General features: G+C 59.2%; 11 protein-coding genes and 3 pseudogenes. 3 read left to right on the top strand and 11 right to left on the bottom strand.

Features of this window, described 5'->3' with window-relative positions:
- Window position 1 precedes the first annotated feature (1 nt).
- The 9 genes and pseudogenes from rbfA to KKO72_RS07135 all read right to left on the bottom strand — a co-directional run bounded on the left by rbfA (window position 2) and on the right by KKO72_RS07135 (window position 11,457).
- Window positions 2-370: a 30S ribosome-binding factor RbfA gene (gene rbfA, locus KKO72_RS07170; protein ID WP_078365619.1), complete on the bottom strand. Its 369-nt coding sequence runs from the start codon at window positions 368-370 to the stop codon at window positions 2-4.
- Between the two features lie 18 nt (window positions 371-388).
- Window positions 389-2,947 (bottom strand): annotated as a pseudogene (infB, locus tag KKO72_RS07165) (translation initiation factor IF-2); the annotation flags it as partial.
- A 68-nt stretch (window positions 2,948-3,015) separates the two neighbouring features.
- Window positions 3,016-3,316: pseudogene (locus tag KKO72_RS21360) on the bottom strand (translation initiation factor IF-2 associated domain-containing protein); the annotation flags it as partial.
- Window positions 3,317-3,395: 79 nt separating this feature from the next.
- Window positions 3,396-4,895 (bottom strand): transcription termination factor NusA, encoded by a 1,500-nt coding sequence (nusA, locus tag KKO72_RS07160; protein ID WP_078365617.1) that lies wholly within the window; start codon window positions 4,893-4,895, stop codon window positions 3,396-3,398.
- A gap of 17 nt (window positions 4,896-4,912) precedes the next feature.
- Complete coding sequence (gene rimP / locus KKO72_RS07155) at window positions 4,913-5,548, bottom strand: ribosome maturation factor RimP (RefSeq protein ID WP_214936855.1); 636 nt, start codon at window positions 5,546-5,548, stop codon at window positions 4,913-4,915.
- 135 nt (window positions 5,549-5,683) lie between these two features.
- On the bottom strand, window positions 5,684-7,297 hold the full coding sequence (locus tag KKO72_RS07150; RefSeq protein WP_214936853.1) for an ABC transporter ATP-binding protein: 1,614 nt from the start codon (window positions 7,295-7,297) through the stop codon (window positions 5,684-5,686).
- Entirely contained in the window at window positions 7,294-8,340 is a 1,047-nt protein-coding gene (locus KKO72_RS07145) for an ABC transporter permease (RefSeq protein ID WP_371736838.1), read from the bottom strand. The genes KKO72_RS07150 and KKO72_RS07145 overlap by 4 nt, the downstream gene beginning before the upstream one ends.
- A gap of 141 nt (window positions 8,341-8,481) precedes the next feature.
- A complete protein-coding gene (locus KKO72_RS07140; protein WP_214936851.1) occupies window positions 8,482-9,516 on the bottom strand; it encodes a microcin C ABC transporter permease YejB in 1,035 nt (344 codons plus the stop codon).
- Window positions 9,517-9,657: 141 nt separating this feature from the next.
- Window positions 9,658-11,457, bottom strand: coding sequence for an extracellular solute-binding protein (locus KKO72_RS07135; protein ID WP_251140512.1), 1,800 nt, complete (start codon window positions 11,455-11,457; stop codon window positions 9,658-9,660).
- A gap of 99 nt (window positions 11,458-11,556) precedes the next feature.
- On the opposite strand from KKO72_RS07135, the gene fabI reads away from it, so the two are divergent.
- Window positions 11,557-12,351: an enoyl-ACP reductase FabI gene (gene fabI / locus KKO72_RS07130; protein WP_078365611.1), complete on the top strand. Its 795-nt coding sequence runs from the start codon at window positions 11,557-11,559 to the stop codon at window positions 12,349-12,351.
- Between the two features lie 72 nt (window positions 12,352-12,423).
- Here fabI and KKO72_RS07125 read toward each other — a convergent pair whose 3' ends face one another.
- Window positions 12,424-14,712, bottom strand: coding sequence for an arginine/lysine/ornithine decarboxylase (locus tag KKO72_RS07125; protein WP_214936850.1), 2,289 nt, complete (start codon window positions 14,710-14,712; stop codon window positions 12,424-12,426).
- Window positions 14,713-14,841: 129 nt separating this feature from the next.
- Between KKO72_RS07125 and KKO72_RS07120 the strand changes: the two genes are divergently transcribed.
- Together KKO72_RS07120 and KKO72_RS07115 are read left to right on the top strand one after the other, a co-directional pair.
- A complete protein-coding gene (locus KKO72_RS07120; RefSeq protein WP_214936848.1) occupies window positions 14,842-15,288 on the top strand; it encodes an NfeD family protein in 447 nt (148 codons plus the stop codon).
- A 1-nt stretch (window position 15,289) separates the two neighbouring features.
- Window positions 15,290-16,198, top strand: coding sequence for an SPFH domain-containing protein (locus KKO72_RS07115; protein WP_214936846.1), 909 nt, complete (start codon window positions 15,290-15,292; stop codon window positions 16,196-16,198).
- A 26-nt stretch (window positions 16,199-16,224) separates the two neighbouring features.
- Here KKO72_RS07115 and KKO72_RS07110 read toward each other — a convergent pair.
- Window positions 16,225-16,532, bottom strand: a pseudogene (locus KKO72_RS07110) (NDP-sugar synthase); the annotation flags it as partial.

Genomic DNA, 16,532 nt, shown 5'->3' with positions numbered 1-16,532 from the left:
GTCAGTCGTCCTTGACCCGGGAAGCCACTGCGCGCGCAATCAGCGCGTTCATGTCCGCAGCACGCTCAGGGGTCTGGTCATAAACAAAGTGCAGCGTGGGCACCGTGTGGATATGCAGGCGCTTGAACAGGCCGGCGCGCAGAAAACCCGCCGCCTGGTTCAAACCTTCTGTGCACGCTTTCACGTCGCCCGCCAGCAGGCTGAAAAACACCTTGGCGTGGGCGTAGTCGGGAGTGACCTCCACACCTTGCAAGGTCACCATGCCCACACGTGGGTCTTTCAACTCGCGCGCGATCAGTTCGGTCAGATCCCGCTGGATCTGGTCGGCCACCTTGAAGGCGCGGTTGGGAGCAGCTGCTTTTTGACGCACGTTGATCTCTTGTCAGTTTTACAGCGTACGCGCCACTTCGCGGATCTCGAAGAACTCCAGCACGTCACCCTCTTGGATGTCGTTGTAGTTCTTGATGTTCAAGCCGCAATCGAAGCCTTCGCGCACTTCCTTGGCGTCGTCCTTGAAACGCTTGAGCGATTCAAGTTCGCCGGTGTAGATGACCGTGTTTTGACGCAACAGGCGCAAACGCGCGCTGCGGCGAACAATACCGGAGGTGACCATACAACCCGCGATGGAACCAATCTTGGAGACCTTGAAAATCTGACGAATTTCGGCGGTACCAATGATTTCTTCCTTCTTGTCCGGTGTCAGCATGCCCGACATGGCCAGTTTCAGGTCGTCCACGGCGTCGTAAATGATGTCGTAGTAGCGGATGTCCACGCCGTTGTTTTCGGCCAGTTTGCGCGCACCGGCATCAGCACGGGTGTTGAAGCCGATGATGACCGCCTTGGCCGCAATCGCCAGATTGACGTCGGACTCGCTGATGCCACCCACAGCGGCGTACACCAGTTGCACCTTGATTTCGTCGGTGGAGAGCTTGAGCAGCGACTGCGCCAAAGCTTCTTGCGAACCCTGCACGTCGGCCTTGACGATGATCGGCACCATCTTGACCTCGCCCGCTGTCATGTCGGTGAACATGTTCTCCAACTTGGCGGCTTGTTGTTTGGCCAGTTTGGTGTGGCGGAACTTGCCGGCACGGTAGGTGGCGATTTCACGGGCCCGGCGCTCGTCCGACAACACCATGAATTCATCACCGGCTTGGGGCACTTCGGTCAGCCCCTGGATTTCAACCGGGATCGACGGGCCTGCCGTTTTGATGGTTTTGCCGTTTTCGTCCAGCATGGCCCGCACGCGGCCAAAGGTTTGGCCGGCCAGCACCACATCGCCGGTTTTGAGCGTACCGCTTTGCACCAACACAGTGGCCACCGGGCCGCGGCCCTTGTCCAGCTGTGCTTCGATGACCAGGCCCTTGGCCATGGCATCCACCGGGGCCTTCAATTCCAGCACTTCGGCTTGCAACAACACTTGTTCCAGCAACTCGTCAATACCGAGACCCGTCTTGGACGAGACCGCCACAAACGGCGAACTACCACCAAAATCTTCGGGAATCACATCTTCTACCACCAGCTCGTTTTTGACACGTTCCGGGTTGGCATCGGGTTTGTCGGCCTTGGTGATCGCCACCACAATTGGCACACCAGCCGCTTTGGCATGTTTGATGGCTTCTTTGGTTTGCGGCATGACACCGTCGTCCGCAGCCACCACCAGAATCACGATGTCGGTGGCCTGTGCACCACGGGCACGCATGGCGGTAAACGCCTCGTGCCCCGGGGTATCCAGGAAGGACACCACACCACGGGCGGTTTGCACATGGTAGGCGCCAATGTGCTGGGTGATGCCACCGGCTTCACCCGAGGCCACCTTGGTGCGGCGAATGTAATCCAGCAAGGAGGTCTTGCCGTGGTCAACGTGGCCCATGACGGTTACCACAGGTGCACGCGGCAGGGACTCGGCTTGTTGCAGGGAGACTTCATCATCGGTGAAGGCTTCCGGATCATCTAGCGCCGCCACAATGGCCTTGTGACCCATTTCTTCGACCAAAATCATCGCGGTGTCCTGGTCCAGCGGCTGGTTGATGGTGACCATCTGGCCCAGTTTCATCAGGTGTTTGATCACCTCAGAGGCCTTGACCGCCATCTTGTGCGCCAACTCGGCCACGGTGATGGTTTCAGGCACATGCACTTCCAGCACGCGCGCCTCGACCGGGGCAGCCTGGGTGTGATGGTCGTCACGATCACGGTCATTGATGCCGCGACGGCCACGTGGGCCTCCGCGCCAGTTGCTGCTGCGACCAGCACCAGCACCGGTATCTCCACGGGTCGGAATGCCTTTTTTCTTGGCCGGATCGCCAGCCCAGCTACTCGAAAGCTTGGCCGACTTCACTTCTTTGCCTGCACCAGCAGCAGCTGCGCCTGGCGCAGCCGGTGTGGCGGGTTTGGCCGCAGGGCTGCCCGCAGGTTTGTGCAGGGTACCTTTGATGCCGGCTTTGGCCGCTTCGGGCGCAGGCTTGGGTGGTTCTTCCTTTTTGGGTGGCAGCTTCTTGCCAGGCTGAGACATCATCAAACGGATGGCTGCAGCCTCGGCTTCGGCCTTGCGGCGACGTTCGTTCAAATCAACAGCACGCGCGGCTTCTTCGGCAGCGCGGGTCTGCGACTCGGCAGCGGCTTTTTCTTTGGCCTGAGCCTGCGCTTGCAATTGTTGTTCGGCAGCGGCTTTTTCAACGGCCACAGCTTTGGACTGCGCATTGGCGGCCTCAACAGGTGTTGCCGTGGGCGCAGCCGCCTTGGCGGCCTGTTCAGCCTGCGCCTTCTGACGAGCAGCCAGTTCCAGAGCAGCTTGTGCGGCCGCCTTTTCTGCCGCTTCACGCGCAGCAGCTTCCTGCGCCTCACGTTGACGACGGCGTTCTGCCAGCTCTTCTTCCTGGCGGCGAATCAGTTCTGCCTGACGGCGTGCCTCTTCTTCGCGGCGGGCCAATTCGGCCTGATCAATCAATGGTTCGGTGTTGTCCGGTGTGTCGTCTTGTTCCTCACGTGGCGCAGCGACTCCCGTCGTCTCCAGTGGCTCGTCACGACGCACAAAGGTCCGCTTCTTGCGCACCTCCACCTGGATGGTGCGCGCCTTGCCGGTGGCATCAGCTTGCTTGATTTCGGTGGTCGATTTCTTGACCAGGGTAATCTTTTTGCGCTCAGCCGATGCTGTCCCGTGGGCGGTTTGAAGAAACCCCAACAGGCGCTGTTTGTCAGCCTCTGAAAGGGTGTCAGTCGGGGCTGCTTTAGCCACGCCAGCCGACTTCAGTTGCTCGAGCAAGGTGTCGGGAGATTTTTTGAGTTCGTTTGCGAACTCGGCGACGGTCATACTGGACATTTGTGGGGTAACCTTTAGTTTCGGCTGAAGCCACCCGAAGGGCGGCAGCCAGCCTTTACTGAAACTTTGTATTCATGATTCAAGACGCTTGAGACGCTGCATCACCGGAGAACCAGTGCGCGCGTGCTTTCATAATCATCGCGGTCGCAGCCTCTTCAGATTGCCCCGTGATGTCAGTGAGTTCATCGACCGCCAGGTCGGCAAAGTCATCCAGCGTATGGATGCCATTGTCGGCCAGCTTGCTGATGTGTTCCGCAGAGAGCCCTTCCAGATCAGCCAGCTCGGTTGCCACCTTCTCGACATTTTCCTCGTTGGCGATTTCCATCGTCAACAAAGCATCTTTGGCGCGGGTCCGCAACTCGTTGACGGTGTCTTCGTCAAAGCTCTCAATTTCCAGCATTTCTTCAAGCGGCACATAGGCCACCTGTTCCAGGCTGATGAAACCTTCGGCAATCAGCAAGTCGGCAATTTCCTCGTCCACATCAAGCTTCTCCATGAACAAGGCACGGCTGGCGTCCACTTCGTGAGCCTGCTTTTCAGCCGATTCAGCGGCGTCGAGGATATTGATCTTCCAGCCAGTCAGCTCGGACGCCAGGCGCACGTTCTGACCACCCCGGCCAATGGCAATCGCCAGGTTTTCCTCGTCCACCACCACATCCATGGCGTGACGCTCTTCGTCCACTACGATGCTAGTCACATTGGCGGGTGCCAGTGCACCAATCACAAACTGGGCCGGGTCTTCACTCCACAGCACGATGTCCACACGTTCACCAGCGAGCTCATTGGTCACGCCATTGACACGGGTGCCACGCACACCCACACAGGTGCCAATGGGGTCAACACGTTTGTCATGGGAGAGCACCGCAATCTTGGCGCGTGAACCAGCGTCACGGGCGCAGGACTTGATCTCCAGCAGACCCTGTTCAATCTCAGGCACTTCATTGCGGAACAGTTCAACCATGAACTCAGGCGCCGAACGGGACAACACAATGGGCGCACCGCGCAGGGTCAGATCCACTTCCATGATCATGGCGCGCACGCGGTCTCCGGTGCGGAAATTTTCCTTGGGGATCATCTCGCCACGTCGCAAACGGCCTTCCACACGACCAGATTCCACAATCAGGTCACCCTTATCCATGCGTTTAACCGTGCCGACAAAAATCTTATCGCCACGCGACATGAAGTCATTGAGCAACATTTCGCGCTCGGCATCACGGATTTTCTGCAGAATGACCTGCTTGGCAGCCATCGCGCCAATACGGCCAATCGGCACCGACTCGATGGTCTCTTCAATGTACTCATCCACCTCGATGTCAGGAATCTGCTCAAGCGCCTCAAACAGCAGGATTTCCTGGTCAGGCAATTGCAAACCCGCCTCATCAGGCACCACGTGCCAGCGCCGGAACGTCTCATAGACACCGGTATCACGATTCAGGGACACACGAATATCCACGTCACCCGCGTAAAGCTTCTTTGTGGCCTGGGCCAGCGCCGCCTCAACCGCGCCAAACACCACGTCACGCTCCACGTTTTTCTCACGTGAAATGGCGTCCACCAACATTAACATTTCGCGATTCATGCCATGAGTCTCCTGTTTCAATTCGATTCAAATTCTTCGCCACCAACCCCAGCACCACCAGCGTGTCCTCGACCCTTGAAGCTGACGATGGGCGCCAAACGGGCATCCCGCAGCTCATCCAGCGTAAAACCCAGGGCTTGCAGCGGCGCCAATGGCCGCTTTTTGCTGACTTTGACTCCCGGCTTCACCTCTGGCTCATCACGCCAGACAATCTGCCAGCAACCCACACCAGGCACCTCAGCACCAAGCATCTGCTCAGCCAACTCCAGCACACCCCGAAATTTTTTGCGATTGGCGCTCACCTGTCCAGCAGCAGCCACACCCAAGGGCGCCTTAAGGGTGATGTCAATCACCTGCCCCACAAAACGCTCAAAATCCTGCTGATGCCGCAGAGGCCGGTCAATCCCCGGCGAGGAGACCTCCAGCCGCTTGTACTCAATGGCATCCACCTCCAGCGCAAACTGCAGCTGGCGGGTGACTTTTTCACAATCTTCCACCGTGACGAACTGCTCCGAAGCAGTCACACCATCAACCGGCGGTACCCAGGGCAAATCGATCGTGACGCGCAGCAAACCACCGGCAGAGCGATCAATCTCAACCAGGTCATAACCTAAGCCAATGACAGTTTGTTCAACGATTTCTTTTAGCGCCACCAAAACCCCAGATAAAGCCGCAATGCACCCAAAAACAATCGACCAAAAAAAACGGGCGGAAGTGACTCGCCCGTTTGGTCGTGAAGCGACGGATTGTACCTGAAAAATGTCTGAAAAGCTTTGATTTTTAACGCTTTAATCCGCAGCACGCACCAAAATCCGGGTGTATGCGTGGTTTGGCTGGCTCAGCACGGCATCCACCGGCCCCGATTCAAGCACCTGCCCTGTTTTCATGACCAGCACCGTGTGTGCCATGGCGCGGATCACCGCCACATCGTGGGTGATCAATAGGTAGCTCAAACCACGTTCGCGTTGCAGCCGCTGCAGCAGTTGCAGTACCTGTTTTTGCACCGTCACATCGAGGGCACTGGTGGGTTCATCCAGCACCAGAACCTGCGGCTGGATGATCAGCGCACGCGCAATCGCCAGCCTCTGACGCTGGCCACCCGAGAACTCATGCGGGTAACGCCCCAGCAAGGTGCTGAGCGAGCCCGTGGTGTCCCGATCCAGCCCCACATCGTGTAGCGCCTGCACAACACGTGCACGGCGTTGCTCTGGTGACATCAGGGGTTCAAACACACCCAAACCTTCACCCACGATGTCTTCCACCGTCATGCGGGGAGACAGGGACGAAAACGGGTCCTGAAACACCACCTGAATCTGCCGACGCAAGGCTTTGTCGCCCGCGCCGGTGGTGCCCCAATGGCCGCCCGCCACACTCAACTGGCCCTGGCTAGGCAGCAAACCCAGCACCGCCAAGGCCAGGGTGGACTTGCCTGAGCCGGACTCTCCCATCACCCCCAGTGTCTGGCCAGGCAACAAGCTGAAGTCGGCCCCCTGCACCGCCACAAACTCGCCGCGCCTGAACCAGCCTCTCAGGCCCGGCAAGTGTGTCGGGTAAGTCACACGCAGGCCTTGGGCCACCATGACGGGGGCAGCGTCGCTGGCCACCGCCTTGTTGGCGAGCGGATCACGCTCTGGGCGGCTCGCCATCAGACGCTGCGTGTAAGGGTGTTGCGGCTGCGCAAACAAGGCCGCTGTAGCGCCCTGCTCCACGATGTGCCCCTGCTCCATCACCACCACACGGTCGGAAAACCGGCGCACCAGGTTCAGATCATGCGTGATCATGAGCACCGCCATGCCACGCTCGCGCTGCAGTCGGTCCAGCAGGTCCAGAATCTGGCCACGCAGGCTCACATCGAGCGCGGTGGTGGGCTCATCCGCCAACAGCAATTTGGGCTGACAGGCCAGCGCCATCGCAATCATGGTGCGCTGACGCTGCCCGCCGCTGAGCTGGTGCGGGTAGGCCTGGTAGCGCCGCTGCGGCTCCTCAATGCCGGTTTCCGCTAACAAATCAATAGCTAGCTGCGCACATTTCACCTGGGCTAGCCCCTGTTTGAGGGCAATGACCTCGGCAATCTGGTCGCCCACGCTCATCAGCGGGTTCAGCGCCGTCATCGGCTCCTGAAAAATCATGGCGATGTCCTGGCCCCGGATGATCCGCAACTCGCGCTCTTGTAATGAGAGCAAATCACCCCCATTAAACAAGGCCCGTCCGGTGATTTTGGCATTAGCCACCAGGCGTAGCAGGCTCAACGCCGACACCGTCTTGCCCGAGCCAGACTCCCCCACCAAGGCCAGCTTTTCACCAGCGTTGATGTGAAAACTGATGTTGTGCACGACCGTGTGGTCGCCAAACGACACCGACAGGTCGTGTACGCTGAGCAAGGGTGTGGTGTTGCTGCTCATACGTCGGCCTTGCGCGGGTCCAACGCGTCGCGCAGTGCGTCGCCCATGAAGGTCAGCAGCAGCAGCGTGACCACCAGCACAGCAAAGGTGAACAGCGAAATCCACCAGGCGTCGATGTTGTTTTTGCCTTGGGACAGCAACTCCCCCAGAGACGGTGTGCCCGGCGGCACACCCAGGCCCAGGAAGTCGAGCGAGGTCAGCGCCAAAATCGCGCCACTCATGCGAAACGGCAAAAACGTCACCACCGGTGTCATGCTGTTGGGCAGCAGGTGCCGGGTGATGATGTGCCAGTTGCTCACCCCCAGCGAACGCGCAGCGCGCACGTAATCGAGTTGGCGGTTGCGCAAAAACTCGGCGCGCACATAGTCTGACAGTCCCATCCAGCCAAACAGGCTCAGCAGCACCAGCAGCAGCGCCAGGCTGGGCGCAAACACCGCACTGAAGATGATCAGCAGGTACAGCTCGGGCATCGATCCCCAGATCTCGATAAAACGCTGAAAAGCCAGGTCGGTCTTGCCACCAAAAAACCCCTGGATCGCCCCGGTGATGATGCCCAGCACGGTGCCAATCGCCGTGAGGGCCAGCGCAAATAACACACTGACCCGAAAACCGTAGATCAGCTGCGCCAGCAGATCGCGACCCCGGTCATCGGTGCCCAGCCAGTTCTCGCGCGTTGGCCCGGACGGGTTGGGCGCTTTGGCAAAATAGTTCAGCGTTTTGGGACCATACGGGTTGAGGGCAAACAACGCCCAGTTGCCGTTGGAACTCAGGCGCTCGCGGATAAACGGGTCCAGATAGTCGGTACTGGCCTCAAAGTCGCCCCCAAAGGTCTTCTCGGAGTAGTCCTTGAGCACCGGCACATAGAACTCGCCCTGGTAAGACACCAGCAGCGGTCGGTCATTGCTGATCACTTCGGCCATCAGGCTAAATAGCACCAGCGTACAGAACACAATCAGGCTCCCGAAGCCCAGCCGGTTGCGCTTGAAACGCAACCAGGCGCGCGCCGATGGTCCTCGAGAAGTGGTTGAGACAGGGGTATTCAAGAGCAGTTGCCCTTTCGGACGATGGATGAAACTCCAGCAGCATCAAGCCAGAAACACCGCGGAACTGGCTTTGCCAGGCCGCTGGTGTTGCCCCCCGGTGGGGGGGAGGCGGCTACACAAAGTGAGTCCGCAACAGGGGGCTTAGTCAAACTTGACACGCGGGTCCACCCAAACATAAGACAGGTCTGAAATCAGCTTGGTCACCAGACCAATCAGCGTGAAGAAAAAAAGCGTACCCAGCACCACCGGGTAATCACGCCGGATGACACTCTCGTAACTCAGCAGCCCCAGGCCGTCGAGCGAAAACAGGGTTTCGATCAACAGCGAGCCGGTGAAAAACGCACCGATGAAGGCCGCTGGAAAGCCGGTCACGATCGGAATCAGCGCGTTGCGAAACACGTGTTTCCACAACACCTGGCGCTCGCTCAGGCCTTTGGCGCGGGCGGTGATCACGTATTGCTTGCGGATTTCTTCCAGAAACGCGTTTTTGGTCAGCATGGTGGTCACCGCAAAACTGCCCAGCACCATCGCAGTGACCGGCAGCGCGATGTGCCACAGGTAATCCACCACCCGGGCACCCCAACTCAGTTCATCCCAATTGCTGCTGGTTAGCCCGCGCAGCGGAAACCACTGCAACTGGCCACCAAAAATCACCAGCAGCGCCACCCCCAGCACAAAGCCGGGTATCGCGTAGCCCACCAGCACCAGCAAGGTGGTTACCAGGTCAAACTTGGAGCCGGCACGCACCGCCTTGGCCACCCCCAGCGGCACCGCAATCAGGTAACTGATAAAAAACGTCCACAGCCCCAAGCTGATCGACACCGGCAGCTTCTCCCAGATCAGGTCTGCCACACTTTTGTTCTGGAAGAAGCTGCGCCCCAGATCAAAACGGGCAAATTGGCCCAGCATCTGAAAAAACCGCTCGTGTGCAGGTTTGTCAAAGCCGTACAACGCCTTGATCTGCTCAACACGTTTGGGGTCCACCCCCTGCGCGCCACGGTAACTCAGGCCACCGCCCTCGGCCACAGCACCTTTGCCCACGCCAGCTTTCGCCTCGGCCAGGTACTGCTCCACCGGTCCACCGGGCACAAACTGGATCACCACAAAAGTGATCAACAGCACCCCCAACAGCGTGGGAACCATCAACAACAGGCGTTTGAGGATGTAGAGCCACATATCAGTACCGTGCCATCAGTTGGTGCAGGACAGCCACAGTGCAAAAGCCAGAAACACCGTGGAACCGGCTTAGCCGGGCCACCGGTGTTGCCCCCTTGAGGGGGGATGCGGCTACGCGCAGCGAGCAAGCAACGGGGGTGTTCATCTTTTAGCCCACCAGGTGTCAATCGCCCAACCTTCACCCTGGGCATAAGGCGGCATCGTGGCGGGCTGAGCCAGCCGCCAACTGTTGAACACCATGCGGTGGGTGTTGGCAGACCACTGGGGGATCAAGACATGGCTGTGGGTGATCACCCGTTCCAGCGCGCGGCAGGCGGGCAAGAGCTGCGCCTTGGTTTTGGCTGCGGTCATCTGGCTGATCAGGGCATCTACAGCGGGGTTTTTCATGCCCGTCATGTTGCCAGAGTCTTCCTGGTCAGCCGCCTTGGAGCCAAACATGTCAGCAAACTCCTGTCCAGGGTTGTTGGTGCCGGCATAAGCGATGGAGCTCATGTCGAACTCGAATTTCTGCAGCCGCTGCTGGTACAGCGCAAAGTCCACCGGCCGGAATTTGAGTGTGATGCCAAGTTTTTCAAGGTTTCGCGCCCAGGGTGACACCACCCGCACACTGCCTTCGTTGCTGTCCAGAAACTCCATCTCAAAGGCCTGTCCTTGGGCGTTGCGCAAAGCACCATCCCGGTAGGTCCAGCCAGCAGCCTGTAACAAGGCCTGCGCCTGGCGCAGGTTGGCGCGCAACGAAGATGGCGGGTCGGTGTTGGGTGGCAGAGCCATCGGGCCAAACACCGCTTCGGGTACCTGCTGGCGCCAGGGCGTCAACAAAGCCAGCTCCTCAGGGCTGGGCAGGCCGCTGGCGGCGCAGTCGGTGTTGCCAAACAGGCCGTTGACCCGTTGGTAAGCGCCGTAAAACAGCTGTCGGCTCATCCATTCAAAGTCCATCGCCAGTCCCAGCGCCTGGCGCACCCGCACATCCTTGAACAGATCGCGCCGGGTGTTGAGCACATAACTCTGAAAGCCGGTGGGCAAGTGGTGCGCGTATTCCTTCTTGACCAGTTCACCGGTATCAAAACGTTTGCCGTAAAGACGGCGCGCCCAGTCGCCCGCCGAGAAAAAGCGCATCAAATCAAACTCACCCGCTTTGAGCGCCTCCAGCCGCGCCGTGCTGTCCTTGTAAATCTTGACGGTGATGCGGTCAAAGTTGGCGGTGCCCCGGCGCACAGCCAGGTCTTTGGCCCAGTAGTTGGGGTCACGCACATAGGTGATGTCTTTGCCAAAACGCACCGGGCCAATTTTGTAGGGGCCGCTGCCAATGGGTATGTCGGTCACGATCTCATCAAAGCGTTTGGCCTTGCCGCCCGCCATGCCCCAGGCGCGGCTGAACACCGGCAGACTGCCCACCGTCAGCGGCAATTCGCGGTTGGGCTTCTTGAAGCGGTAACGCACGGTGGACTCGTCCAGCACATCGAGACCCGCCACATCGCTCAACACCGTTTTGTAAGCGGGCGAGGTGTAGGGGCCCATCAGCGCCTCAAAACTGAAGACCACATCCCGGGCCAACACCGGGTCGCCATTGTGAAAACGTGCCTGCGGGCGTAGCTTGAAAGTGGCACTCAAGCCGTCGGCTGCTACCGACACGTCCTGGGCCAGGAGTCCATAACCCGACCCGGTTTCGTCGGTCGAACCGGACAGCAGGCTGTCAAACATCAGGTCTGACAGATAGGCAGGTGCATTGCCCTTGATGGTGAACGGGTTGTACTTGTCAAAGGTGGAGACGCGCAGGTTGCTGACCAGCCGCAGCTCTCCGCCTTTGGGCGCGTCCGGGTTGACATAGTCGAAGTGGGTAAAACCCGCCGGATATTTCAGATCGCCCCACAGGGCGTATCCGTGCGCGGCCCACAGCGGGTTGATCCAAGTCAGGCACACAAAAAACAGAAGGCAACGCATGCGACAATTCTGCATCATCTGTCACTGCAGTTTCGTCGGCCCATTCAAGGGTGCGGTTTGCAGTGTTTTCCAGCAGCAAGAAAAATTGAAGAGGTCGAAATGGGATTCCTGACAGGCAAAAAATTGTTGATCACCGGTGTGTTGTCCAACCGCTCCATCGCCTATGGCATCGCCAAGGCCTGCCACGCACAAGGCGCCGAGCTGGCGTTCAGCTACGTGGGTGAACGTTTCAAAGACCGCATCACCGAGTTTGCGGCAGACTTTGACTCCAAACTGATTTTTGATTGCGATGTGGCTGACGATGCCCAAATCGAAAAGCTGTTCACCGACCTGGCCGTCCACTGGCCCAAGTTCGACGGTTTTGTCCACAGCATTGGTTACGCCCCGCGCGAAGCCATCGCAGGCAACTTCCTCGATGGCCTGACGCGTGAGAATTTCCGCATTGCCCACGACATCAGCGCCTACAGCTTCCCGGCCATGGCCAAGGCGGCCCTGCCCTACCTGAACGACACTTCGTCTTTGCTGACCCTGACCTACCTGGGGGGTGTGCGTGTGGTGCCCAGCTACAACACCATGGGTCTGGCCAAAGCCTCGCTCGAATCCTCGGTGCGTTACCTGGCCGATGCGGTGGGTGCCAAAGGCATCCGTGTCAACGGCCTGAGCGCAGGCGCCATCAAGACGCTGGCCGCCAGCGGCATCAAGGACTTTGGCAAACTGCTGGGTATTTCGGCTTCGGCCTCGCCACTCAAGCGCAATGTGACGATTGACGAAGTTGGCAACGTCGCCGCCTTCCTGCTCAGCGACTTGTCCTCAGGCATGACCGGGCAGATCTCATACGTGGACTGTGGCGTCAGCCAGACCGCCGTGGCCGTGGTCGAGACCCCCGGCGCTTAAAGCCAAATCAGGCGCTAGCCCTTATGTCATAAGGGCTAGCAGCTATCAATTTCAGACTCTCTCGGCCGCAGCTCAGGACTTCACACAGTCCGCAAAGTAGCGCACCTGGCCATCCGCCCCCAGCTCTTCCACCAAGCCGTGGATGTCGGTCTCGAAACCCGGGCACTGCGCGTTGAACTCGCGTGAGAACTTCAGGTAGTCCACGATCTTCTTGTTGAACACCTCGCCCGGGATCAGCAGCGGAATGCCCGGTGGGTACGGTGTCACCAGGCCCACGGTGATGCGGCCTTCCAAGTGGTCAATCTCAACCCGCTCGGTCTTGCGCAGCGCAATGTGGGCGTAGGCATCGCTCGGTTTCATGGCCGGCGTCAGGTCGCTCAAATACATGTCGGTGGTCAGGCGGGCGATGTCGTACTTCGCATACAGCTGGTGGATGTGCTGGCACAGGTCGGCCAAGCCCATGTTTTCGTACTTGGGGTGTTTCTGGCAGAACTCGGGCAGGATGCGCCACATCGGCTGGTTCTTGGCGTAGTCGTCCTTGAACTGCTGCAGCGCGGTCAGCATACTGTTCCAGCGGCCCTTGGTGATGCCGATGGTGAACATGATGAAGAAGCTGTAGAGACCGGTTTTTTCCACCACCACACCATGTTCCGCCAAAAACTTGGTGACGATGCTGGCCGGAATACCCGTCTTGGCAAACTTGCCGTTCAGATCCATGCCCGGCGTGACGATTGTCGACTTGATCGGATCGAGCATGTTGAAGCCCGGTGCCATCTTGCCAAAGCCGTGCCAGTGGATGCCATTCTTGGTAGTGCGTGACTCACCCTTGATGATCCAGTCGTCGGCGCGGCCAATACCTTCTTCGGTCAGTTTGTCCGGACCCCAGACCTTGAACCACCAGTCGTCACCGTACTCTTCATCGATCTTGCGCATGGCGCGGCGGAAGTCCAGTGCCTCGGCAATACTTTCCTCCACCAACGCGGTGCCCCCCGGTGGCTCCATCATGGCAGCGGCCACGTCGCAGCTGGCAATGATGCTGTACTGCGGGCTGGTACTGGTGTGCATCAGGTAGGCCTCGTTGAACAGGTGTTTGTCCAGCTTGACGGTTTGTGAGTCCTGCACCAGCACATGGCTGGCTTGGCTGATGCCCGCCAGCAGCTTGTGGATCGACTGCGTGGCATAAACCATCGCGTGTTTGGGCCGGGGCCGGTGTTTGCCCATGGCGTGGTAGGAGCCATAAAACGGGTGAAATGCCGCATGCGGCAGCCAGGCTTCGTCAAAGTGGATGTTTTCCACGTAGCCATCGAGCATGCCTTTGACGGTCTGGGTGTTGTACAACACACCGTCGTAGGTGGATTGGGTCAGCGTCAACACACGCGGCTTGATCTGGTCCACATCCACCTCAGGCAGATGTTCCTTGACCAGCGGGTTGGCCTTGATCTTGGCCTTGATGGTGGCCGGCTCAAACTCACTCTTGGGGATCGGGCCGATGATGCCGAAGTGGTTGCGCGTGGGCTTCAAAAACACCGGGATGGCCCCGGTCATGATGATCGCGTGCAGGATCGACTTGTGGCAATTGCGGTCCACCACCACCACATCGTTGGGTGCCACCGTGTGGTGCCAGACCATCTTGTTACTGGTGCTGGTGCCGTTGGTTACAAAAAAGCAGTGGTCGGCATTGAAGATGCGCGCGGCGTTGCGCTCGCTCTTGCCAATGGCGCCGTCGTGGTCCAGCAGCTGGCCCAGTTCTTCGACCGCGTTACAAACGTCGGCACGCAGCATGTTTTCACCATAAAACTGGTGGTACATCTGGCCCACCGGGCTTTTCAGGAAGGCCACCCCACCCGAATGCCCTGGGCAATGCCAAGAGTACGAGCCATCTTCGGCGTAATCGAGCAAGGCTTTGAAAAACGGCGGCTGCACCCCTTCGAGGTAACTTTTGGCCTCACGGATGATGTGGCGCGCCACAAACTCGGGCGTGTCCTCAAACATGTGGATAAAGCCATGCAACTCACGCAGGATGTCGTTGGGCAGATGGCGGCTGGTCTTGGTTTCGCCATAGATGTAGATCGGCACATCGAGGTTTTTGCGGCGCACCTCCTCAATGAAGTGGCGCAGGTTCACCACCGCCGGGTCCAGCTCCGGTCCCGGGGTGAACTCTTCGTCGTCAATCGACAAGATGAATGCACTGGCGCGGCTTTGCTGCTGGGCAAACTGGCTCAGGTCGCCATAACTGGTGACACCCAGCACCTCGGAGCCTTCAGACTCAATTGCCTGAGCCAGCGCCCGAATCCCCAGACCGGAGGTGTTTTCTGAGCGGTAGTCTTCGTCGATGATGACGATGGGAAAGCGAAACTTCATGGCGGGGCTCCAGCGACTGGCGTAATTGAACAAATTGGCGCGAAGTGTAAGGACTAAAACCCAGGATTTGATGACCCACCCACGCTTTCAACTGAAAATGGCGTGGTCACAACACTACAGGAAACCCAGATGGCTGATTCGACGCTTTGGTGGCTGGCTGCAGGCGGACTCATCGCCTTGGAGCTGGTCACAGGCACGTTTTATTTGTTGATGATGGCACTGGGCCTGGCCGCAGCGGCCCTGTCCGCCCACCTTGGTCTGGCCCTCACCGGGCAATGGGTCACGGCCGCGCTGGCCGGTGGTGGCTCCGTCCTGATCTGGCGGCTGCTCAAGAAGTCACAGCCCGCCGCCGCCCCGGCCAACGCCAACCACGATGTCAACCTCGACATCGGCGAAACGGTGCAGGTGGACAGCTTCCACAACGACGGCAGCTGCAGCGTGATCTACCGTGGCGCCCGCTGGGACGCCACCCTTGCACCGGGTGAGGCCACCACCCCAGGCCGCTACACCATTGTTGAAGTGGTGGGCAGTCGACTGATCCTCAAAACAACCCGAACATCTACCTCTGGAGCCTGATATGGAAATCGCTGTTATCTTGTTTGTCATCGCCGCCATCTTTGTCTGGCAATCCATCAAAGTGGTGCCGCAGCAGCATGCCTGGGTGGTGGAACGCCTGGGCAAATACAACGGCACCCTCACACCGGGGCTCAACTTTCTGATGCCTTTCATCGACAAGGTGGCCTACAAACACGTGCTCAAGGAAATCCCGCTCGACATCCCCAGCCAGGTCTGTATCACCCGCGACAACACCCAATTGCAGGTGGACGGCATCCTGTACTTTCAGGTGACCGACGCCATGCGCGCCAGTTATGGCTCCAGCAACTACATCACTGCCATTTCGCAACTGGCCCAAACCACCCTGCGCTCGGTGATTGGCAAGCTCGAACTCGACAAAACCTTTGAGGAACGCGACATCATCAACGCGCAAGTGGTGCAGGCCATTGACGAAGCCGCCCTCAATTGGGGCGTGAAGGTGTTGCGTTACGAAATCAAGGACCTGACCCCGCCCAAGGAGATCCTGCACGCCATGCAGCAGCAAATCACCGCCGAGCGTGAAAAACGCGCGCTGATCGCTGCCTCAGAAGGCCGCCGCCAAGAGCAGATCAACATCGCTACCGGTGAGCGTGAGGCCTTCATTGCCCGGTCCGAGGGTGAAAAACAGGCCGCCATCAACAACGCCCAAGGTGAGGCTGCCGCCATTCTGGCCGTGGCAGAGGCCAATGCCCAGGCCATTGAACGCGTGGCCGCGGCCATCCGCCTGCCCGGCGGTGAACAGGCGGTGCAGCTCAAAGTGGCAGAAAAAGCGGTTGACGCCTACGGCAAAGTGGCCACCGACGCCACCACCACACTGATCATCCCCAGCAACATGACCGAAGTGTCTGCACTGGTGGCCTCTGCCATGAAGATGATCCAGACCAACAAATAATTCAGAGCCAAGCGCAGCCCGGCCCCTCAGGCCCGGGCGTCACCCCAACGCAGTTGGGCAGTCTCGTCGCCGCGGTACAGGGTGTCGCCATGGCGGTCTACGCAGTAGTCGGGCGACACAATCATCTCGTAAAAGCGCATGTCGGCGGCAATGCGTGTGTAGCCAAACAAGACACTGCGCACCACCTTGGCACCGGTGCGCAGGTGGCTGCCGTGGCCAATCCAGGCCGGGCCCACAATGCTGGCACCCGGCTCGATACGCACCCCCGAGCCGATGTACACCGGCCCCTGGATCGTCACCTGGTCCCACGGGATAGAGGTGTTCAAACCCACCC

This window comes from Rhodoferax sp. U11-2br, from assembly GCF_018619435.1.
In the GTDB taxonomy this organism is placed as follows: domain Bacteria; phylum Pseudomonadota; class Gammaproteobacteria; order Burkholderiales; family Burkholderiaceae_C; genus Rhodoferax.
Note: the sequence above shows the minus strand (reverse complement) of the source record. Positions and strands in the feature narration are given on the sequence as shown.